The 20,706-nt window shown below is 51.4% G+C and carries 18 protein-coding genes; 2 read left to right on the forward strand and 16 right to left on the reverse strand.

The features are described from left to right. Positions 1-37: 37 nt before the first annotated feature. Positions 38-1,330: a GTPase ObgE gene (obgE, locus tag FD25_RS10475; RefSeq protein WP_057803997.1), complete on the reverse strand. Its 1,293-nt coding sequence runs from the start codon at positions 1,328-1,330 to the stop codon at positions 38-40. Between the two features lie 86 nt (positions 1,331-1,416). Continuing rightward, positions 1,417-3,234 carry an excinuclease ABC subunit UvrC gene (uvrC, locus tag FD25_RS10480; protein WP_057803999.1) on the reverse strand — a complete coding sequence of 606 codons (1,818 nt, stop codon included), beginning with the start codon at positions 3,232-3,234 and terminating at the stop codon, positions 1,417-1,419. A 157-nt stretch (positions 3,235-3,391) separates the two neighbouring features. Here uvrC and FD25_RS10485 point away from each other — a divergent pair, with 157 nt between their 5' ends. Then, a complete protein-coding gene (locus FD25_RS10485) occupies positions 3,392-3,574 on the forward strand; it encodes an SPJ_0845 family protein (protein WP_057804001.1) in 183 nt (60 codons plus the stop codon). Positions 3,575-3,632: 58 nt separating this feature from the next. On the opposite strand, the gene FD25_RS10490 is transcribed toward FD25_RS10485, so the two are convergent. The 10 genes from FD25_RS10490 to rpsO all read right to left on the reverse strand — a co-directional run bounded on the left by FD25_RS10490 (position 3,633) and on the right by rpsO (position 15,516). Then, positions 3,633-3,932 (reverse strand): nucleoside triphosphate pyrophosphohydrolase family protein, encoded by a 300-nt coding sequence (locus FD25_RS10490; protein WP_057730639.1) that lies wholly within the window; start codon positions 3,930-3,932, stop codon positions 3,633-3,635. Between the two features lie 2 nt (positions 3,933-3,934). Then, entirely contained in the window at positions 3,935-4,528 is a 594-nt protein-coding gene (yihA, locus tag FD25_RS10495; protein WP_057804003.1) for a ribosome biogenesis GTP-binding protein YihA/YsxC, read from the reverse strand. 286 nt (positions 4,529-4,814) lie between these two features. Next, positions 4,815-6,065 (reverse strand): ATP-dependent Clp protease ATP-binding subunit ClpX, encoded by a 1,251-nt coding sequence (gene clpX / locus FD25_RS10500; protein ID WP_146999892.1) that lies wholly within the window; start codon positions 6,063-6,065, stop codon positions 4,815-4,817. 222 nt (positions 6,066-6,287) lie between these two features. Further along, positions 6,288-7,595 carry a trigger factor gene (tig, locus tag FD25_RS10505; RefSeq protein ID WP_057804007.1) on the reverse strand — a complete coding sequence of 436 codons (1,308 nt, stop codon included), beginning with the start codon at positions 7,593-7,595 and terminating at the stop codon, positions 6,288-6,290. Positions 7,596-7,848: 253 nt separating this feature from the next. Further along, on the reverse strand, positions 7,849-9,249 hold the full coding sequence (argH, locus tag FD25_RS10510; RefSeq protein ID WP_057804009.1) for an argininosuccinate lyase: 1,401 nt from the start codon (positions 9,247-9,249) through the stop codon (positions 7,849-7,851). Further along, positions 9,246-10,478, reverse strand: coding sequence for an argininosuccinate synthase (locus tag FD25_RS10515; RefSeq protein WP_057804011.1), 1,233 nt, complete (start codon positions 10,476-10,478; stop codon positions 9,246-9,248). Before FD25_RS10515 ends, argH begins: the two co-directional genes overlap by 4 nt. A 330-nt stretch (positions 10,479-10,808) precedes the next feature. Beyond that, complete coding sequence (gene tuf, locus FD25_RS10520; RefSeq protein ID WP_057804012.1) at positions 10,809-11,999, reverse strand: elongation factor Tu; 1,191 nt, start codon at positions 11,997-11,999, stop codon at positions 10,809-10,811. A gap of 173 nt (positions 12,000-12,172) precedes the next feature. Next, complete coding sequence (locus FD25_RS10525; RefSeq protein WP_057804014.1) at positions 12,173-13,102, reverse strand: hypothetical protein; 930 nt, start codon at positions 13,100-13,102, stop codon at positions 12,173-12,175. A gap of 72 nt (positions 13,103-13,174) precedes the next feature. Beyond that, a complete protein-coding gene (locus FD25_RS10530; protein WP_057804016.1) occupies positions 13,175-15,040 on the reverse strand; it encodes a ribonuclease J in 1,866 nt (621 codons plus the stop codon). A 206-nt stretch (positions 15,041-15,246) separates the two neighbouring features. Then, positions 15,247-15,516: a 30S ribosomal protein S15 gene (gene rpsO / locus FD25_RS10535; RefSeq protein WP_057804018.1), complete on the reverse strand. Its 270-nt coding sequence runs from the start codon at positions 15,514-15,516 to the stop codon at positions 15,247-15,249. A 277-nt stretch (positions 15,517-15,793) separates the two neighbouring features. Here rpsO and rpsT point away from each other — a divergent pair, with 277 nt between their 5' ends. After that, a complete protein-coding gene (rpsT, locus tag FD25_RS10540; RefSeq protein ID WP_057804020.1) occupies positions 15,794-16,048 on the forward strand; it encodes a 30S ribosomal protein S20 in 255 nt (84 codons plus the stop codon). An 80-nt stretch (positions 16,049-16,128) separates the two neighbouring features. On the opposite strand, the gene holA is transcribed toward rpsT, so the two are convergent. Genes holA through FD25_RS10560 form a run of 4 tightly spaced genes read right to left on the reverse strand, consistent with a single transcriptional unit; the run spans position 16,129 to position 20,656 of the window. Continuing rightward, positions 16,129-17,172 carry a DNA polymerase III subunit delta gene (gene holA, locus FD25_RS10545; RefSeq protein ID WP_186811137.1) on the reverse strand — a complete coding sequence of 348 codons (1,044 nt, stop codon included), beginning with the start codon at positions 17,170-17,172 and terminating at the stop codon, positions 16,129-16,131. After that, positions 17,169-19,424 carry a DNA internalization-related competence protein ComEC/Rec2 gene (locus FD25_RS10550; RefSeq protein WP_225428509.1) on the reverse strand — a complete coding sequence of 752 codons (2,256 nt, stop codon included), beginning with the start codon at positions 19,422-19,424 and terminating at the stop codon, positions 17,169-17,171. Before FD25_RS10550 ends, holA begins: the two co-directional genes overlap by 4 nt. Further along, entirely contained in the window at positions 19,421-19,903 is a 483-nt protein-coding gene (locus tag FD25_RS10555; protein WP_057804022.1) for a ComE operon protein 2, read from the reverse strand. The genes FD25_RS10550 and FD25_RS10555 overlap by 4 nt, the downstream gene beginning before the upstream one ends. Positions 19,904-19,951: 48 nt before the next feature. Beyond that, on the reverse strand, positions 19,952-20,656 hold the full coding sequence (locus FD25_RS10560; protein ID WP_057804023.1) for a helix-hairpin-helix domain-containing protein: 705 nt from the start codon (positions 20,654-20,656) through the stop codon (positions 19,952-19,954). Between the last annotated feature and the right edge of the window lie 50 nt (positions 20,657-20,706).

Genomic DNA, 20,706 nt, shown 5'->3' on the forward strand with positions numbered 1-20,706 from the left:
TACCCGAAATCGTGGGTACGCGCATTTTAGTTGGCGTTTAAGCCATGTATTCAAAACTAAAGTCCGCAATTTGAACCGTGTCCCCGTTTTGGGCACCCTGATCCCGTAAGGCGTTGTCCACACCCATGCCCCGCATCTGCCGGGCAAAGCGCAGGAGACTTTCGTCGTGATTGATGTCGGTCATCTTAAATAACTTCTCGAGCTTGTCGCCACTTAAGATCCAAACTCCATCCTGGTCGCGAGTAATGGTAAAGTCTGGCGTCTGGTGGAAATCGTACTCGGCCGTCTTGACCGTGGCCTCCTTGACCGGGAACTTCGGCGTCTGAGTCAAAACTTCGGCGGTCCGTTGTAGCAACGGCGTCAACCCGTCGTGGGTAATGGTTGAGATGGCAAAGACTTCCGGCGTTTGCGCCAACATCTCGTCTTGAACTAGATGCTGTTTGAACGTCGCCAGATTTTCGGCGGCATCCGGCATGTCCATCTTGTTGGCCACCACGATTTGGGGACGCTTCAAGATATCCGGATCGTAAGCTTCCAATTCACGGTTGATCTTTTCAAAGTCATCGTACGGATCACGGCCTTCCACGCCACTCATATCAATCACGTGCAGGATCACCCGCGTCCGTTCGACGTGCCGTAAGAATTGGAACCCTAACCCAATCCCCTTAGCGGCCCCTTCGATCAGCCCCGGTAAATCGGCCATCACAAAGTCTTGGCCGTCGGGTAATCGGACCATTCCCAGGTTCGGGACCAACGTGGTAAAGTGGTATTCCGCAATCTTGGGTTTAGCACTGGTGACGGTTGCCAGTAGCGTCGACTTGCCCACCGAGGGGAACCCGACCAGACCCACGTCGGCCAAAACCTTTAACTCCAACCGCACTTCAAACTCTTCACCGGGTTCTCCGTTCTCGGCAATTTCGGGTGCCGGGTTCTTCGGGGAAGCAAAGTGAATGTTGCCTCGACCACCCCGACCACCGTGAGCGACAACCACGGAATCGTCATCCCCCACTAAATCACCGATGACGGTACCGGTGACGTTATTGATCACCGTCGTGCCTTGGGGGACCTGGATAATTAGATCGTCGGCACCGCGGCCGGTCATCGACTTGATGGCCCCGTTGCCCCCGTTCTTGGCCTTGAACTTCCGTTGATACCGGAAGTCCATCAGCGTCCGCAAGCCTTGGTCAACCACGAACACAACGTTACCGCCGCGCCCGCCGTCCCCACCGGCTGGTCCGCCGTTAGGCACAAATTTTTCTCGCCGGAAGGCAACCATTCCGTTGCCCCCGTTACCGGCCTTCACATTAATTTTAACTTGATCTACAAACATATTAATTTCCTCATTTTCTTAATCAGTTCAGTGACGTGACGGTCACCTACGTCCGCTTGCCAGTATACCGACAAACCGGCGCGGCGTCAAAGTTTCGTCGGCGTTCGGGGATTTTTGATCTCCGCGGTATCGGCCTTTAGGGTCAATAAAATCGTCTGCGCGACCGTTTTATTAATTCCCAGCGCTTGCAGGTCCGCGACTTCGGCCGCCCCAATCTTCTTGGTTGAGCCAAACTTACGTAATAGTTTATTCCGCGTCTTCGGACCCACGCCCGGGATCGTATCCAACTTCGAGCTCAGCGAATGCTTGGTGTGCACCTGTCGGTGGAAAGTGATGGCGAACCGGTGCACCTCATCTTGAATCCGTTGAACCAAGTAAAATCCCTGACTTTGCGGATCCAAGTGCACGTGTTGGTCGGCCGGGCCAAACAACAGATCGGCAGTCTTATGGTGGTCGTTTTTGACCATCCCGGCAACTGGAATGTGGAGGTCTAATTCGTCTTCTAAAACTTCCTTAACGGCATTCATCTGAATGTCGCCCCCGTCCATTAGAATCAGGTCCGGTAGCGGTGCATGTTCCTTTAGTAGCCGCGTATAGCGTCGCCGAATGACTTCTAGCGTGCTGGCCGTTTCGTCGGCATGATCGACGGTTCTTAACTTGTACTTCCGGTAAAGCTTCTTGTTGGGTTGCCCGTCGACGAAAACAACCATGGCCGAAACCAAATCGGCTCCCTGAATATGGGAATGGTCAAAGGCTTCGATCTTATGCCCCGGCGCAATCCCTAACGCATCGGTAATCTCCTTCATGGCCCCAGTGGTCTTACTTTCATCCAGCTCCAAGAGCCGAAACTTCTCTTCTAAGACCAACCGGGCGTTCTTGCCCGCCATGTCCAAAAGATCCCGTTTGGTCCCCCGCTGCGGCGTTCGGACGGGCACGTGAAGCAAGGATTCAATCATCTCACCGTCGATGCTAGCCGGCACCAGGATCTCCCGGGGCAAGACCGTATTCTTCCGTTGATAGAACTGGACGATAAAGCTAGCCAATTCCTCTTCGGCCGTATTGACCACCGGGAACAGCCGTTTTTCACGCTTCATTAACCGGGCTTGGCGGATAAAGAAGACCTGAATCGACAACCAGCCCTTGTCCAGGTAGAAATTAAAGATGTCCCGGGGCGTGTGGTCGTTCGAAATAATCTTTTGTTTTTCCACCGTCGCTTCGATGTAACGAATCTGATCGCGTAAATCGCCGGCCCGTTCGTAGGCCATCTCGGCCGCAGCCGCCTCCATCCGTTCGTGTAATTCCTTTTCAGCGCGCCCCACGTTGCCGTTTAGAAACGACTTGATCTTGCGAATCTGGCGGTCGTAGTCGGCCTGGGGCACCGCTTTAAAGCACGCTCCCAGGCACTGCCCCATGTGATAATACAGACACGGGCGTCCCTGATACCCGGTACACCGGCGCAACGGATAAACCTTTTGTAAGAAATGAATGGTTTCTTCGGCCGCATAGACGTTTGGATAGGGACCAAAGTAGTAGCCCCCATCCTTTTTAATTTCGTTCACCAATAATAGTTGGGGGTCCCGTTCGTGGGTAATTTTGATGTAGGGATACCCCGTCCCCCGCTTCAATTTAATATTAAAGTACGGCTGGTGCTTCTGAATCAGGGTGATTTCGAGTAAGAAGGCTTCCTTGTCGGTCGACGTGATGATCGTTTCGAAGTCCACGATTTCACTGACCAGTTGCGCCGTCTTTCCCGTATGGCTACTCTTAAAGTAAGAACGCACCCGGTTCTTGAGGTTCTTGGCCTTACCAACGTAAATAATCTGACTGTTCAGATTTTTCATCAGGTAACACCCGGGTAAATCCGGAAGCAAGGCCAGCTTGTGTTCGAGGTATTCCGATGCCACGACGATCCCTCCATTTCTTAAATTAGCTAGTAAATTATAAGCCGAATCCCTGTTCGGCGCAAGCAATCCACCCGTGGGTTGGGCTAACCTGCGTTCTAAAATGACAAACACCAGAAGTTCTGCTATGATAGCTGAAAGGACATCAGGAGGTGGCAGCATGGCACTTAAGGTAAAGCGACAAGACGATTTAGACTCCATGTTCGGCAAGTTTGCCCAAATGGATCCCAAGGACGAAAAGCGCGATAAGTTCTTAAAGCGCGAAGACGCCCACAAAGACAACAAACGCGCCAAGGGTCTCACGAAGACCGATCAAGCCAAAATCGAACACGACAACCAATAATCCCACCGTCCAAGTTGGGAAAAGCCCTCACGGAATTCGTTCCGTGAGGGCTTTTTGCTTACTTTTCAGCCTGATAGCCGTTGGGGTAACGGGCGTTTAAGCGGTCAATGTTACTCTGAGCGACTTCATCAAAGTCGATGTCGGCCCACTGAGCAATCTGACTCAGGTACCACAATACGTCGCCCATTTCTTTCACTAAAGCGTCGTGATCGAGGTCCTTACCGTGAAAGGTGTACTTCTTAATCAATTCGACGACCTGCCCGGATTCGCCGGCTAGTCCCAACGCACAGTTGGTCAAAACCTGCTCATTGCCGTAAAGTGTCCGGTTCGCTGCTTTCTGATAGTCACTAAATTCCACGGTTATTCCTCCCCAAAGGCTTGTTGTTCAATCCACTGCCACACGGCATCCTTCCCCGTCTTTTGCGGCGCGGAAAAGAGGATAATATTGTCGGCATTGGGTAATTCCAACGTTTTTTTGATTTGACTGATGGTCTGGTTCCACTTGCCCCGCGCAACCTTATCACTCTTAGTCGCCACGATCAGCGTGGGCAGTTGGTAGTAGGCCAACCACTGATACATCTGGACATCCGCCGCCGTGGGCGCATGTCGGGCATCGATCAACGAAACCACCCCTTTTAACTGATCGCGTTGGGTCAGGTAGGTTTCAATCATCTGCCCCCACTTTTCGCGGTCCGCCTTTGAGACCTTCGCGTAGCCGTAGCCGGGCACATCAACGAAGTACAGTTGATCTTCCACGTTGTAGAAATTCAACGTCTGCGTCTTACCCGGCTGACTGGAGGTGCGTGCGTAGGCGCGCCGATTGATCAACACGTTAGTCAGCGATGACTTCCCAACGTTTGAGCGGCCCACCAGGGCAATCTCCGGGTACCCCGTCGTGGGATACTGACTGGGTTGTACCGCGCTCATAACTAGTTCCACGTGATTAACTTCCATTGCTTCGTGTCATCCTCTCCAAAATTGTCTTTCATTATTCTAACACAGAACGACCAGCCGTACCGGTGTCTTTCCCGGTCGGGTGACCGAGTAAGCGGTTGAATCCCCCGGATTAACCGGGTTTGTCCTGCCCGATAAAATCTTAAATTACCAGTCCCATCAAAAGATCAGAGTGTGACAAACGGCGATTTGCTGACGAGCAGCCTTTTGGCGCACGTTTCGCCATCAGATATTCGGAGCACAAAAAAAGTCTGAGACTTTTGTCCCAGACTTTTTGGCACTTCAATTATGAGGCCTTTTGGTCCCGTAAAACTAATTCGGGTTGCGCGTGATCCGTCACCGTTGCGGCCGTGATGATCACCTTAGCCACGTCGTGTCGACTTGGTAAGTCGAACATGATGTCACGCATTACGTCTTCAATAATTGACCGCAAGCCCCGCGCCCCGGTGTTCCGAGAAATCGCTAACTTAGCCATTTCCCGTAACGCTGCGGGTTGGAATTCGAGTTGCACGTCGTCTAAGGACAACAGCTTCTCGTATTGCTTGACCAGTGCGTTCTTGGGTTCCGTTAAGATCCGAACCAAATCGTTTTCGTCTAGCTTTTCCAAGGCCGTTAAGATTGGCAATCGCCCGATAAATTCGGGAATCAGGCCAAACTCTAACAGGTCTTCCGGAATAACGTGTTGCATCAGGCTATCCCCAGACGCGAGTACCTTTTGCTCCTTAGTATCGGCCCCAAACCCAATCGTTTGATCGCCTAACCGGCGCTTTACGATACTATCGATGCCGTCGAAGGCCCCACCCACGATAAACAGAATGTTGGTGGTGTCAATTTGAATAAACTCCTGTTGGGGATGCTTCCGACCACCCTGCGGCGGCACGTTCGCAATCGTTCCTTCCAAGATTTTCAGGAGGGCTTGTTGAACCCCTTCACCGGAAACGTCCCGGGTAATTGAGACGTTTTCAGCCTTCTTAGCAATCTTATCGATTTCATCAATGTAGATAATCCCCTTCTCGGCCCGATCCACGTCGTAATCGGCGTTTTGCAGGAGCTTCAAGAGAATGTTTTCCACGTCTTCACCAACGTAACCCGCTTCGGTCAAGGTCGTGGCGTCCGCAATGGCAAACGGCACGTTTAACATTTTGGCGAGACTTTGGGCTAAGTAAGTCTTCCCAGACCCGGTCGGTCCAATGACGGCGATGTTACTCTTCTGGAGTTCCGGACCGCCATCGTCCTTAGCCATTTCGTTGACCCGCTTATAATGGTTATAAACGGCCACGGATAAGGTCCGCTTGGCTTCGTTTTGGCCAATCACGTATTGGTCAAGGTTCTTCACGATTTCAGCCGGCGTTGGCACTTCTAAGGTTTCTTGTGCGTTGTCCTGGCTAAATTCTTCGTCAATGATTTCTTTACATAAATCGATACATTCATTACAGATGTAAACACCCGGACCAGCAACGATCTTTTGAACTTGATCTTGGGTCTTTCCGCAAAAAGAGCAGGTCACTGGGCCATTGGTTTCGGTGTTTTCAAACAATAAACTCACCCTTTCTATCCGGGCTAGTGCCCATCTCTCGGTCAGTTAATCCGCTAAACTACCGGATTATCCCGTCATTGGTGTACTATACCACAGATATGAACGTTAGAGAATCAATTCGCCTTCTCAACCAGTTGGCGGCGGAGATGATCAGATCATCCCTAAAAAGAAAAACCGGAACAACGAAAACGTCGTCCCGGTCCAGATTACGCTGATAACGGCTTAGTCGTTGTCTGCGTCCTTCTTCTTGTCTTGCTTAGCGGAGTCGGCGATCATGTCAACAGCGCTCTTGATGGCGATGTCATGCTTCAGCATGTCGTCGGACAGAGCACTGCGAACGGCGCTTTCTTCCATGCCGTATTGGCCGGCAAGATCCTTAACTTCAGCCTTGACTTGGTCTTCAGTTGGTTCGATCTTTTCAGCTTCCACAACGGCTTCTAAGACCAAGTTCGTCTTAACCCGCTTTTCGGCACCGTCGGCGAATTGCTTCCGCAAGTCGTCTTCCGTCGTCCCGGTCAATTGGAAGTACATCTTTGGCTGGATGCCTTGTTGTTGCATGTTAGCCAAGTATTGTTCCATTTGACGATCAATGTCGTCTTTCATCATGGCTTCTGGCACGTCACCGATTTCGGCGTTGTCAACAGCTTCGCTGATGGCTTCGTCTTCAATCGCATCGTGAGCCGCATGCGTCTTTTCTTCCTTCAAACGGTCCTTGGTCTTAGCTTGTAATTCTTCTAAGCTGTCAACGTCTTCGTCAACGTCCTTAGCGAATTCATCGTCTAATTCAGGAAGTTGCTTTTCCTTAACTTCGTGGATCGTGACCTTGAAGGTAGCTTCTTTGTCTTGTAAGTCCTTAGCTTGGTAATCCTTAGGGAACGTAACCTTAACGTCCACGTCGTCACCCGCTTTGTGACCAACTAATTGGTCTTCGAAGCCAGGGATGAAGGAGTTAGAGCCTAATTCCAAGGAGTAGTTGTCGGCCTTACCGCCATCGAATTGCTTGCCATCAACGTAACCGTCGAAGTCAATGACCACCGTGTCGCCCTTAGCGGCTGGTTGGTCTTCCTTCAACACTAATTCGGCTTGTTGTTGACGTTGCTTTTCTAATTCAGCGTCGATGTCCTTTTGGTAAACCCGCGTGTTTTGTTTCGTGACACTCAGGCCCTTGTAGTCGCCCAACTTAACGTCTGGCTTAACCGTGACAACGGCCTTCAAAACCCAAGCCTTACCCTTATCCATGGATTCAACGTCCACTTGGGGTTGGTCAACGGGGTCGATGGCCGTTTCCTTGATAGCTTCTTCGTAAGCATCAGGTAAAACAATGTTTAAGGCATCTTGGTACAATGCTTCTTCACCGTACATTTGGTCGAAGATTTGACGAGGCACACGGCCCTTACGGAAACCAGGCACAGCCAGGTTTTTCTTGGTGCGTTGGAATGCTTTGTCTAAGCCTTCCTTAATCTTATCAGGCGCAATTTCAAAGGTTAATTCACCCTTGTTTGCTTCCTTTTTTTCCCACTTTGCAGCCATTGTATTCCCTCCGAAATGAAAGATATTACTATTTACAATTCTAGCAATTGCATACTGTCTTAGTGTACCTTAACCGTTGCCAATTGTAAAATGATTTTTGCCTAAAAGCCGTGAACGGCGCGGATTCGCTCCCCTAAGTCACCACGGTAACGAATCCAGACGGCCCTAAAATGGTACCATTTTTCTTAAACGGCGACAAGTCACACAAAACGCGTACCGGTTGACTGCCGGTACGCGTGAATTTGCCTTTAAATTATGAAGCAGTCGGCGCTGTGGCAGCCAACTGGGCGCGGGCCCGGTCTAACTCAGCTCGAATCTGATCAAACCCAGTCCCGCCTAGGGAGTGCCGGCGTTGCACGGCCACTTTGGCGTCCAAATCATGGTACACGTCCGCTTGGATCAACGGCGAAATCTGCTGATACTCGGCTAGAGGAATGTCCTGTAGCGTTCGGTGATTGCGTAATCCGTCCAGCACTAATTTCCCTACAATGGCGTGAGCTTGCCGGAAAGGAATACCCTTGTTAGCCAGATAATCCGCCAACTCGGTGGCGTTGGAAAAATCATTGGTCGTGGCGTGGGCCATCCGCTGTTCGTTGACCGTGAGTGTCTGCAACATGCCCGTAAAGACGTGCAGACAAGTCAGCAGGGTGTTCACCGTGTCAAAGGCCCCTTCCTTATCTTCCTGCAGGTCTTTATTGTAGGCCAAGGGTAAACCCTTCATCACGGTCAGCAAGCTCATCAGATGCCCATATACTCGTCCCGACTTTCCCCGGATTAATTCGGCCATGTCGGGGTTCTTCTTCTGGGGCATGATCGAGCTTCCCGTGGAAAATTGGTCGCTCAAACTAATGTAGTTGAATTCATAACTGCTCCAACTCACGATTTCCTCACAAAACCGTGACAGGTGCATCATCAAAATTGCGGCGTTACTGAGAAATTCCAACACAAAGTCTCTATCCGATACGGCGTCTAAACTATTATGATAAACGGCCCCAAATCCCAGGAGTTGGGCGCTATATTCCCGGTCGATGGGAAAAGTCGTTCCCGCTAACGCCGCGGCTCCCAAGGGTGAAATATCCGTGTGTTGCTGGTTAAAGGTCAACCGTTCGGCATCCCGGCGAAACATCTGGTAATACGCCAATAGGTAATGAGCGTACGAAATCGGTTGCGCGTGTTGTAAATGAGTGTAACCCGGCATCACGGTCTCTACATGTTGGGCTGCCTTATCCACCAGTACCGTTTCCAGTTGGTGAAGCCGCGCGAGAATCAACGGTAAGCGGTGCTTAAGGTAGAGGTGTAAATCGGTAGCCACCTGATCGTTGCGGGACCGGGCCGTGTGTAATTTCCCGGCGACCGGGCCAATCTCGGCGGTCAATAAGGCCTCAATGTTCATGTGAATGTCCTCGTTGACCGTCGAAAATTCCAATTTTCCGGCCCGCAATCGTTGGTTGAGCGTTTCCAGACCGGCCACGATTTGAGCAACGTCGGCGGCGGGCAAAATCCCCGTCTTCTTTAACATCTTGACGTGGGCCAACGACCCAGCGATATCTTCGGCGGCCAATTCCTGGTCAAAACCGATTGAAGCCCCGAAATCGTCAACGTACTGATCACCGGTGGCTGTAAACCGGCCACCCCAGAGTTTTTGGGTACTCATGGCATCGGCTCCTTCGTAGTTGATTGAGCGGCAACCTTAGCTTGTACCTGCGCATTGACCTGTGTTGGAAGCCCCCAGAGCTTGATAAAACCTACGGCCGCTTGTTGGTCAAATTCATCGGCCGCCGTGTAGGTCGCCAATTCTTTGTTATACAGGGAATTTGGCGACTTCCGGCCTTCGGTGATCACGTTGCCCTTAAAGAGCTGGACTCGCACCACACCGTTGACGACTTGCTGCGTCTGTTTCAAGAACGCCACCATGGCAGCCATTAACGGTGAGAACCACAGACCATTGTAGATGGTGTCGGCTAGCTTTTGTTCGATCAGCGGTTTGAAGTGGGCCAGTTCCCGTTCAAAAGTCAGGTCTTCAAGATCCTGATGGGCCTTCAACAAGACCGTGGCGGCCGGTGCCTCATAGACCTCCCGGGATTTAATGCCGACCAACCGGTTTTCGATGTGGTCAATCCGTCCAATACCGTGTTGACCGGCAATTTTATCCAACTTCATAATCAGGGTCGCCAGATCTAGGGACTCGCCGTCTAAGGCGACCGGGACCCCAGCTTCAAAGGTAATTTCTAGGGTCGTCGGCTGGTCTGGCGTTGCCGTTAAGGCATTGGTCCGGTCAAAGGCGTCGGCGGGTGCAGCCGTCCAAGGATCTTCGAGCACTCCACATTCGTTTGCCCGGCCCCACAAATTTTCGTCAATAGAATAGGGACTATCCAAGTTGATGGGCACGGGAATGTTGTGTTGTTTAGCATAGTCAATCTCCTCTTCCCGTGACCAATGCCAGTCCCGCACGGGGGCTTCAATCTGAATATCGGGGGCTAAGGCGTGAATTGCAACCTCGAATCGAACCTGATCGTTGCCCTTGCCGGTACACCCGTGAGCAATCGCCGTGGCGTGCTCTTGTTTCGCAACCGCCACTAGCTTCTTGGCAATCAGGGGCCGGGACAGAGCGGACACTAACGGATACTCTCCTTCGTACAATGTATGTCCCTGGAGCGCTAATAAAGCGTAATCTTCGGCAAATTCTTCCTTAGCGTCGATCATGTACGATGCCACTGCGCCTAACTGAAGGGCCTTGGCCTTGATGGCCGCCATGTCCTTACCTTCGCCCACGTCCACCCCACAGGCAATGACCGCGTATCCCTTATCCTTCAGCCAGCTAATCGCGACCGACGTATCCAAACCACCCGAATAGGCTAAAACGACTTTTTGTTGTTCACTCATGATGATAACCTCCAGCACTTGTTTTTGATTTAACGTTGAATGTATCTTAGCACCGGATCATTTAATATTCAATAATTTCATTTAATATACATAAAAAGAATATATAATAGCATTATTATGCATTAATAATTGTATATCATGCAATTCAACAACCTGACGACTTCGATTCCCGCATCGTCTAGCGTTACTGGCCCCTAAAAACACCAAAATCCCCGCTGATGGTTAATCATCAACGGGGATTATTCATTTAATCATTGCATACAAAAAAGGAGCCGAAAAGCAAAGCTTTTCGCACTCCTTTTTGCGGTACAGCTAATTAAGAAAACTTAATTAGTCGTCAATTTCCGTAACGGTACCGGCACCAACGGTGTGGCCACCTTCACGAACAGTGAACTTCGTACCCTTTTCAATGGCAGCTGGTTGGATCAGTTCAACAGTGAACGTCACGTTATCACCAGGCATAACCATTTCTACGCCATCAGGCAATTCGATAACACCAGTGATATCAGTGGTGTGGAAGTAGAATTGTGGACGGTAGTTGGAGAAGAATGGCGTATGACGGCCACCTTCTTCTTTGCTCAAGATGTAGACTTCACCCTTGAACTTCTTGTGGGTTTGGATCGAACCTGGCTTTGCCAAAACTTGGCCACGAACGACTTGTTCCCGGTTAACCCCACGAAGTAAGGCACCAACGTTATCCCCGGCTTCACCAAGGTCCAACGTCTTCCGGAACATTTCCAAACCAGTAACGGTCGTCTTCAATACGTCGTCATGTAAACCAACGATTTCGACTTCGTCACCAATCTTAACAGTCCCACGGTCAATACGACCGGAAGCAACCGTCCCACGACCAGTGATCGTGAAGACGTCTTCAACAGGCATTAAGAATGGCTTTTCGTTGTCACGTTCTGGCGTTGGGATGTAGTCATCAACGACATCCATTAAGTGCAAGATAACCTTTTCTTGTTCTGGGTCGCCTTCAAGAGCCTTCAAGGCAGAACCGCGGATAACAGGAATGTCATCACCAGGGTAATCGTATTCGGACAACAACTCACGAACTTCCATTTCAACTAAGTCGACCAATTCGTCGTCGTCAACTAAGTCGGTCTTGTTTAAGAAGACCACGATGTAGTTAACACCAACTTGGCGAGCTAACAGAATGTGTTCACGCGTTTGTGGCATAGGACCATCGGTTGCGGCAACAACCAAGATCGCACCATCCATTTGAGCGGCACCAGTGATCATGTTCTTGATGTAATCAGCATGTCCTGGGGCATCGATATGGGCGTAGTGACGCTTTTCCGTTTCGTATTCAACGTGGGCGGTGTTGATCGTGATACCACGTTCACGTTCTTCTGGAGCAGCATCGATATCTGCATAATCTTCAGCCTTAGCTAAACCTTTGCTAGCCAATACCTTAGTGATTGCAGCAGTTAACGTCGTCTTCCCATGGTCAATATGGCCAATAGTACCAATATTTACATGGGGTTTAGTTCTTTCATAATGTTCTTTTTCAGCCATTAATGAAACCCTCCTGTATTTTATCGCAAGAATCCTTAATTTTCGGACGAAAATTAACAACTCTTTGCGTAAAATTATACTACTTCTTCTTTGAAAGGGAAAGCTGGAACCCTCTAAAAAAGAATCCTTGACTAGTATATCTGCTCACCAATTATTTGTAAACTAAAAAATCACTAATTTTCGGGCTTTTCGTTATTTATTGCCATAAATAGGTCCTGTAAGTGCTTTTCCAAGCGCTTTTGCCAAGTTTTCAGCTGTTTGGCTTGTTCCGTCGTTATTGTGGTTTGGTCAGCTTGACCCACTAAATAATCGATCCAAGCCTCCGGCGCCGTGATTACTTTTGCCGCAAACGGATAGAGCAACATCAATTGCAAATTGAGCGTTTGCCGAACGTTAGTGACCAAACCGGGATCAGTTTGCGCAAATTGGGTGGTCAGGTAGGTCAGGGCCGTCTGTGCCGCCGAACTGGCCGTCACCGAACCTAATTGTGTCGTATCAATCGTATAGATTTGATCGTCTAACCACTGAAAGCGCACCGTTTGGGTCAACTTTAACCGTGAGAGTTCCTCTAGTAGGGTCGCACGTAACAGTGGCTGTAAAAAGGGATCCACCAATAAGTACTGAACTCCCCGTAAAAATTCCCGCAGGGGCAACTGGTGGGCCCGTTGGATGCGTCGTTGTTGTTCGGCTAAGTCCGCATCCCCCAAATGATAAAACTGTTTAGCGATGACCCGCTGCGTCGCTCCCAATGCCTGGCGGGAAGCTTCTTCGGCCGCCGCAACCTGGGCTAATCCCGCTGGTTCCCAGGCGTGGGTCTCCGGTAGTACGCACCATTGCCGGGCAAAGATAAACTGCTGATTCTTTAAGGCGATGGTTAAGCGTTGAAAAAACCACGACTGATCGCTCAAATAGGCCTGGTCATCTTCCGCAGCAATTTGTTCCGCGGCGAGAAATTGTTGATCATGGTAAAGACTCGTCGCCAAATAACGGTTCAATTCCGCCGTTTGGTGCGCCTGATATAGCGTGGTAAACGCCGCACTCGCCTGCGACCACCGTTGCTGGTGAAACGCCGTCAGGGCTCGCTGAAACTGTGCTGAATCCATAGATTTCCTCCTTATTACATTACTGGAAACGAAAAGGGCCCCTTCCCTTACCGGGAATTGGCCCAATGTCACTTAATCTTGTTTATCCGTTGCGGGCGCGTGATTATTCCGCCGCCGACGCCGGTGAGGCTTACTTTTCGTATGTTCCGCTGGTTTTTGATCCGCCGGTTTGGCTTTTTCGGACTTTTGTCCCTTGGGTTGGTGTCCCTTAGCTGCGGGCTTCGTTTCCGGCTGGTTGGTCTTAGCCGGCTTGCTCTTACCCGTCCGCCGGTGATGCTGGTTGACTTCCATAATCACGGGTAAAATGACGGGCCGCCGGTGTGTCTGATCAAAAAGGTAGTGACTCAGATGTTCCCGAACGTCTTGTTTCAGGTGACCCCAATCAAATTCCTTATTATCCAGGTTATTCTGCACCGTCTTGCAGATGATATCCGAACTTTCCTGCATCAGATCTTTGTTAGCCTTCACGTAGACAAAGCCCCGTGAGGTGATTTTCGGGGCCGCAACGATTTGCTTCTTCTTACGATCAATCGTCACCACGGCGATAAAGATCCCGTCGTCGGCCAAGACTTTCCGGTCCCGTAAGACGATGTTCCCAATGTCTCCCACACCGATACCATCGATCATGGTATCGCTCACGTCAATGCCGTCACCAAGACTCATCTGACCGTCCGCATACGTTAAGACGTCACCCTTGGCCAAAATAAAGATGTGGTCGGCGGGCATCCCCAATTCAAGGGCCGCTTGTGCGTGCGCGTTTAACAGTCGGTATTCCCCCTGAATTGGGATCAAGTACTGGGGCTTCATGAGGTTCATCATTAATTGCAGGTCCCGTTTATAGGCGTGCCCCGACGAATTCAATTCATCGGAAATTGCCTTCACTTCGCCCCCCGCACGATAAATCATATCGCGCGTTTGGGCCACCGTGGTGTCCATGGCGTGGGACGGGGTCGTCACGATGTAGACCAGGTCACCGGGTTGGATATTTAATTGTTTTTCTTGTTTGTTGGCCATGCGTTGTAAGGCCTTGATGGGTTCACCCATCTTACCCGTTTGCAAAATGACCGTTTCGGTTGGATCTAGGGCTTCCACCTGTTCCGGGGTGATCAGTAAATCGTCGTCAAAGGACAACTTACCCAAATCCATCGCCGTGTGCACGATCTTCTCCAGGTCTTGACCCGTCAAGCAAACCTTCCGGCCCGTCTTAACGGCGGCGTCGAAGACTTGTTGAATCCGTAAGATGTTGGACGCCACACAAGCCACCACAATTCGGCCATCCCGGTAATGGAAGGTCTCTTCGATGGCTTCCGCCAATTCCTGTTCCGACGCATTCATCTTCGGATTTTCAGCATTAGCGGAATCACTCAGTAACGCCAAAACGCCCGCTTGGCCAATGGCTCCTAACCGCGCATAGTCGGTCTGATAGCCCGTCTTGGCCGTTTGATCAAACTTAAAATCGCCCGTATAGACGATTTGACCTTCGTCGGTCTTCAACACAATCCCTAAGGATTCGGGAATCGAGTGGGTGGTGGCAAAGAAGGAGACGACCACGTCGCCGAAGTCAATTTCGGTTTTTTCGTCGATCACGTGGAAATCATCGTAATCTTTGACCTTGGGTTCGTTGCCCACACTGATCTTAGCCAGCGCTACCGTCATTTCGGACCCAAAGACGGGCACGTTGAACTCACTCAAGAAGTACGGCAACGCCCCAATGGCGTCGGCGTGTCCGTGCGTCAAGAAGACGGCGACGATACGGTCCTTATTTTCCCGCAGGTAGTCCCAATCCGGAATCACCACGTCGATCCCTAGGAGCTCATTTTCCGGGTATTTTAACCCACAGTCTAAAATGTAGATGCCGCCGTTAACGTCCACGGCGTACATGTTTTTTCCGTTTTCGCGGACCCCGCCAAACGGAATGATTTTAATTTTTGCACTCATAAGTTCACCTCAAGTATCTTTTCTTTAATTTGGTCAATCCCGCAACGTTGCGCAGATTGCTTATCGGTATGGCAACCGAATTTCGTCCGTAGTTAAACTTCTTTCAGTTTACCATACTTTAGCCAAATACAGAACTATGATGAGGGGCCCGCCCAACAAAAAAGCCCATCCCCAATCAGGAATGGACTCGCTGGTTTCGCGACGAATTAACGACGCAGACCCAAGCTCTTGATTAATTCACGGTAACGTTGAACGTCAGTCTTCCGTAAGTAAGCTAATAAGTTACGACGGTGACCAATCTTCTTCATCAACCCACGTTGGGAATGGAAATCCTTCCGGTGAGCTTGCATATGCTTGTTGATTTCGTTGATGTCAGCGGTTAAAACGGCAACTTGAACTTCCGTCGAACCGGTGTCACCTTCGTGACGTGCGTATTGCTTGATGATTTCGTTCTTTTGAGTTTGACTAATAGCCATGGTAAATTACCACCCTTTCAAATAAGTGCCCCAAACTGAGTAAGTCGTCGGTGGCCGCCGACAAACTAAGTCAAGGGTTTGTGCGTTTCGCACAGTTACCTATCATACTGGAAATTTTGCAAAAACGCAAGGCTTTCGTTATAAGTGGCTATCAAGTAAAATTACTTTACAATAATCTGGCGAAGGTATTGCATTCCCTCTCAGGGTTCTGTATAATGACATACGTTGAAATTAAGATTTCCGGTACCAGGATTTCTCATTCGGAGGTGAAATTTTCATGCCAATTATCAAATCTGCTATCGAACGGGCCAAGACTAACATCAAGGCTAACGAACGTAACTCCGCACAATTAAGCACGATGCGGACTGCTGTTAAGCGTTTCGAACAAGCTAAGACTGCCGGTGCTGACAACGCGGAAGAATTATTCCGTTTAGCTAGTGCTGCCGTAGACAAGGCTGCTACTAAGGGCTTAATCAAGCGGAACAAGGCTTCCCGTGACAAGTCACGGATGGCTGCCCGTTTAGCTAAGTAATCACACATCAACCTCATGAGATGATGTAATAAAGGCGCGACCAATTAGTTGGTTGCGCCTTTTTGTGTGCTTATTTTTAATTACACCGTAGCCCTTTGCCCCGCAAACTGCGTCATGAATAGTGAGAAGAGTAATTCCGGATCTAAAGCCGTCGACTTCATCTGCCGTTCCACCTTAAAGAGCCCCAGGTAGGCTCGGTTGAGATCGTCTAGGTGAAAGCGGCGGTGCGTCTGGAGGGCTAGCTTAATTCGGTAAGGGTGTACCTTGAGCGTGCTGGCCAGTTTTCCTTGGCTATACCCTTGCTGCGCAAGCACCTTGGTCTGAATCAGTAAGCGAAACTGTCCCTGCAGAATTGCATTGATCCGTAAGGGTTCCTCCTTGGCCTGTAAAAGCTCTCTGTACAGGGCCACGGCCCCCGCCGTGTTCTTCGCCAACACGCGGTTAACCAAGTCAAACACGTTTTGGGTCAACGTTTGTCGCACCAGGCCCTGAACTGCGGCCGCCTGAATCTCGTGTTCGGGCAACGTATAGAGTTCCAATTTTTCACGTTCGTTCATCATCAGCGACAAATCGGCATCTGTTCGTTGGATCAGGTCATTCAGGGCGGCCGGCACCATGGTGTAGCCGTCCTGCTTTAGCTGCGCCTGAAAGAACTGGCGAACTTCGCGCTCCGCAAAATCTCCCAATTCAATCGTTGTGGCCACCTTTTTTAACTGCTTCACAATTTTTTTACGGCCGTCTAACTTAGCGTACGGGGCAAAAAAGACCAGAACGGTGCTGGCCATGGGTGCCGTTAAATATTGTTCCAAACTGTTCAGGTCGTGATCAACTTTACTTTTCTTGGTCTCCCCGGTCAAAAAAACGGGATTATCTAGGCAGACCACCCGGCGTTCCCCGAAGAACGGGGCCGCCATGGCATCGTCGAGCCCCACGGCCAACGGCACCGTCTCCAGATCATAACTGGCGTAGTTCATGGTTTGTTCTTCACTCGGGACTAATTGCTTAAACGCGGTTTTTAACCGATGCTGAAAGTAGGGCATTTCCCCCATGATGACGTAGATGGGGGCGGCCACTTGACCGCCAGCTAGTTGTTTTAAAAGTTGTGTTATCGTCACGCCTGTCATTCCCCTTTTAAATTTAATTTTGTTTGCCAAACTCCTTGCTGACCTCGATACACGTAGCGAATCATGCCCCGCTGTTGGGTACTGACCCACGGTAACTGGGCCGCCTGAAGCGTCCGTAACGTCTCGGGACTGGGATGACCATAGCGATTGTGGCGTCCCGCCGAAATGATCGCCAATCGGGGCTTCACCTGCGCCACGAAGTTAGCCGCCGTGGCGGTTTTACTACCGTGATGGCCTAGTTTAAGGACGTCGGTCCGCAGCTGCGGTTGGGCCGCTAAGATTTTCTGTTCTCCCGTCTGGTCCAAATCACCCATAAATAGGAAGTTTAACCCACCAAAGGTGCCCTGTAAAGCTAGTGAACCGGCATTTTCGGCCGGCATGACCGTAAAGGGGTGCTGGACCACTAGCGGCGATGGGACCCCCACTTGCAAGGGACGGACCCGTAGCCCGGGATAACGCGCCACGACTCGCCGCCAAGCCGGTTCCTGGGCCATCCCCGTCGAGACCCACACGTCATCGACCCGAAACGCCGCCAAGATCGCGGGAAGATCCCCGATATGGTCCGCATCATGATGGGTCAAATAAACGTCGTTAATGTGGGTGATCCCCCGACTTTTCAGGTAGGTCACGCTGGTATGCTCCGCCCCGTAAGTCATCGGCTGAGCAGGGGCCCAGGCCGGCTGTGGAAACGCTAAGCGGCCACCGACGTCAATCAGGGTCACGTGCCGGTTGCCGGGCGTCCGAATTAGGATGCTATCACCCTGACCCACGTCAAAATAAGCGACCTCGCCGTGCAACGGATAATGAATGCCCCCAAAGGCCAAGCCATAACTAACCAACAGTCCCACTAGCCAACGTCGCCGCTGTTGTGGAGGACGACCCCACACCCACCAGGTACCGAGATACCACGCGACTGCGATCCCCCAATAGGGTTTACCGAAGGCCACGTTTCCCGGTAACGCCGCGACCCGCCGTAACAGGTCATCGACCCCCGCGAGACCGCCCGCACACCAGTTAGTGATGACCGGCCAACGACTTCCCGTTAGCGTCCCCAAAACCGTTAGAGGTAAGAGGAAAACGGGAAATAAGGGCACCACTACCCAATTAGCGAGCATGGTTAGGCTATGCCATTGAAAGACCCCACTAAGTAGGCTGGGTAGTCCCAGTAAGGTCAGCCCCAGCTCTCGCCACCGGGGCGTCTCATTTTTAAGGAGAATTAGGGCTAACGATAACCCGTAACTCAGCTGACTTCCTAATTCAAAGACCAGCCCCGGATTATGGGCAATGCCGATTAGAAAAGCCCCTGTCCAGGCCCCTAGCGGACTCATGGGGACTTTTAACCGTCGTCCGCTGAGCTGTAACCCCCGCATCCAACAGGCCCGCAAGACCCCACTACCGCCACCGGCAAGAATCGCGTAACCCGGTAACCCCAGTAACAGGCCCCATTCCCACCACTCGCGAGGTAGCCGGGCGTGAATCAATCCCCATTCGGCTACCGTTAGAACCAACGCAACGTGTAACCCCGAGATGGCAAATAGATGAATCAGCCCTAGTTGTTGCATCCCGGCCAATTCCTGGGGCGCCTCACTGGCCCGACTTCCCGGAAATAGACCGAGCGCATAGACCCGTAAGGCCCCGGGCAACTGCTCGCAGTACCGGATCAACCAACTCCGCCAACTATGCCAGGTATCCGCCCACCAGGTCAGCCCCCGACTCGCAGCCGGTTGCCGGGTCACGCTCGTCACCTTTAAACTGTTAACAATCCCCCGGTTAGCCCAATACTTCGCCGCGTCGAACTGGTTAAAGTTCGGGGCCGGTAGCAGGCCACTCGCCTGCCCCGTCACCCGCCACCAGGTCGGTCGGTGTAATTGTTGGAGTTGCCTGAGCTCACTTGCCGAGTGTAACGTCCCGTGGACCGTGAACCGTTCACCGTTTAACTGTTGGCCCACCAGGGTATACCCGCTGCCGCGAATCACGGGACTATCCGGCTGAACCCGTAACCGTAACGTCACGGGTAGCGGCGTCGTGACGGACAACTTATGCTGTGTAAGTTGATTTTGCCGCCACCCGAACCACCCCGCAAACCCTAATAATAAGCCGCCGGTCAGCAAAAGTGCGGGTAATGACCGTAACGTGAGGATCCGGCTGACGCTCAGCAGTAACAATAACCCGCCACCGAACCAGTGACCACCAAAGATCAGGCTCAACGCGGCGACCGGCAGACTGGCTAGAAACCAGTGTGCCGCGGTCACCGCTCCGCTTTAGGTTGGTCAAATGGTAATTGCGTTAAGAGCTGTGGGTCCACGGTAACCTGTTGGACGGCCACGTGTTTTAAATCTAACAGTTTTTGCGCGTACGGATCGTTATGGTAATTTCGCAGGTAGGTAATTTTGGTGATGCCCGCCTGCAACAGCATTTTGGTGCACTGTAAACATGGGAAGTCCGTGACGTAAATTTCCGCGCCGTCCGTGGCCTCACCGAACTTTGCACACTGCAAAACCGCGTTCATTTCCGCGTGAATCGTCCGGACACAGTGCCCGTCGACTAGGTAACATCCCTGATCTAAACAATGGTCATCCCCCGAGACCGAGCCGTTGTACCCGCCCGCAATGATCCGCCGATCGCGCACCACGATTGCTCCGACAGATAGCCGGTTACAAGTGCTGCGGGTCGAAATCACCAAGGCTTGTAACATAAAATATTGATCCCACGGAATTCGTTCTTTCGTCATGACTCACTTACCCCGTTTCTTCAGTTTATTTATTCAGTATACCACGCCCTAGGTGGTCAACTGCGCCTGCAATCGAGCCACCGTCTTCTCCCCAAAACCGGCAACCTGGGTGAGATCCTTAACGGTTTTAAACGGGCCGTGCTCGGTGCGATAGTCCACGATCTTCTGAGCCTTCTTAGCGCCCACCCCCGTAAGTTGTTGTAATTCGGTCACGGTGGCTGTGTTGAGGTTAACCATCGCTCCCGCCGAACTACTCCCACTCGTTGTACTGCTGGCGGCGGACGCGCGACCAGCCTCTCCGGTAGCCGGTGCCGTAGTTGGCGCCTTCTCACCCCGTAAGGGAACGTAAAGTTGCTGTTGGTCCGTCAACCGCAAGGCTAAGTTAATCTGGCGGCGATCCGCTCGCGGCGTCACCCCACCAGCCGTCTTGAGTGCGTCGGCAACCCGCATTCCCTGTGCAAATTGATATAAACCCGGGTGCTTAACCGCCCCTTGAACGTCGACCCAAACCTGCGTGTCATGACTGACCGCTCCGGAGGAGGCCGCACTCGTTTGACTTGCCTGCGACGAGCCACTCACCGCCTTGGTCACCGTTGCTGGAGGTGGTGGCGTCCCCAGGCCAGTTCCAGTTGTTGGAGTTGCCGGTCGCAAGAACCCCCAGAGGGCACCCAGTACCAATAATCCCACGATAACACTTCCTAATACTCGCTGGTAATGGGGCAATTGTCCCCACCAGTCTTCTATTCGTTGCATCCTTGTCACCTCCTCGTCACGCAGATAACTCCGGCTAACGGTGTCAAAAC

It is taken from the genome of Levilactobacillus acidifarinae DSM 19394 = JCM 15949 (assembly GCF_001434835.1).
Classification (GTDB): Bacteria; Bacillota; Bacilli; order Lactobacillales; family Lactobacillaceae; genus Levilactobacillus; species Levilactobacillus acidifarinae.

Excerpts from the sequence above, each read along its gene's own strand:
- obgE (WP_057803997.1), bottom strand. The coding sequence starts at position 1,330 with ATGTTTGTAGATCAAGTTAAAATTAATGTGAAGGCCGGTAACGGGGGC.
- FD25_RS10485 (WP_057804001.1), top strand. The coding sequence starts at position 3,392 with ATGGCACTTAAGGTAAAGCGACAAGACGATTTAGACTCCATGTTCGGC.
- yihA (WP_057804003.1), bottom strand. The coding sequence starts at position 4,528 with ATGGAAGTTAATCACGTGGAACTAGTTATGAGCGCGGTACAACCCAGT.
- tig (WP_057804007.1), bottom strand. The coding sequence starts at position 7,595 with ATGGCTGCAAAGTGGGAAAAAAAGGAAGCAAACAAGGGTGAATTAACC.
- argH (WP_057804009.1), bottom strand. The coding sequence starts at position 9,249 with ATGAGTACCCAAAAACTCTGGGGTGGCCGGTTTACAGCCACCGGTGAT.
- FD25_RS10515 (WP_057804011.1), bottom strand. The coding sequence starts at position 10,478 with ATGAGTGAACAACAAAAAGTCGTTTTAGCCTATTCGGGTGGTTTGGAT.
- tuf (WP_057804012.1), bottom strand. The coding sequence starts at position 11,999 with ATGGCTGAAAAAGAACATTATGAAAGAACTAAACCCCATGTAAATATT.
- FD25_RS10525 (WP_057804014.1), bottom strand. The coding sequence starts at position 13,102 with ATGGATTCAGCACAGTTTCAGCGAGCCCTGACGGCGTTTCACCAGCAA.
- FD25_RS10530 (WP_057804016.1), bottom strand. The coding sequence starts at position 15,040 with ATGAGTGCAAAAATTAAAATCATTCCGTTTGGCGGGGTCCGCGAAAAC.
- rpsO (WP_057804018.1), bottom strand. The coding sequence starts at position 15,516 with ATGGCTATTAGTCAAACTCAAAAGAACGAAATCATCAAGCAATACGCA.
- rpsT (WP_057804020.1), top strand. The coding sequence starts at position 15,794 with ATGCCAATTATCAAATCTGCTATCGAACGGGCCAAGACTAACATCAAG.
- holA (WP_186811137.1), bottom strand. The coding sequence starts at position 17,172 with ATGACAGGCGTGACGATAACACAACTTTTAAAACAACTAGCTGGCGGT.
- FD25_RS10555 (WP_057804022.1), bottom strand. The coding sequence starts at position 19,903 with ATGACGAAAGAACGAATTCCGTGGGATCAATATTTTATGTTACAAGCC.
- FD25_RS10560 (WP_057804023.1), bottom strand. The coding sequence starts at position 20,656 with ATGCAACGAATAGAAGACTGGTGGGGACAATTGCCCCATTACCAGCGA.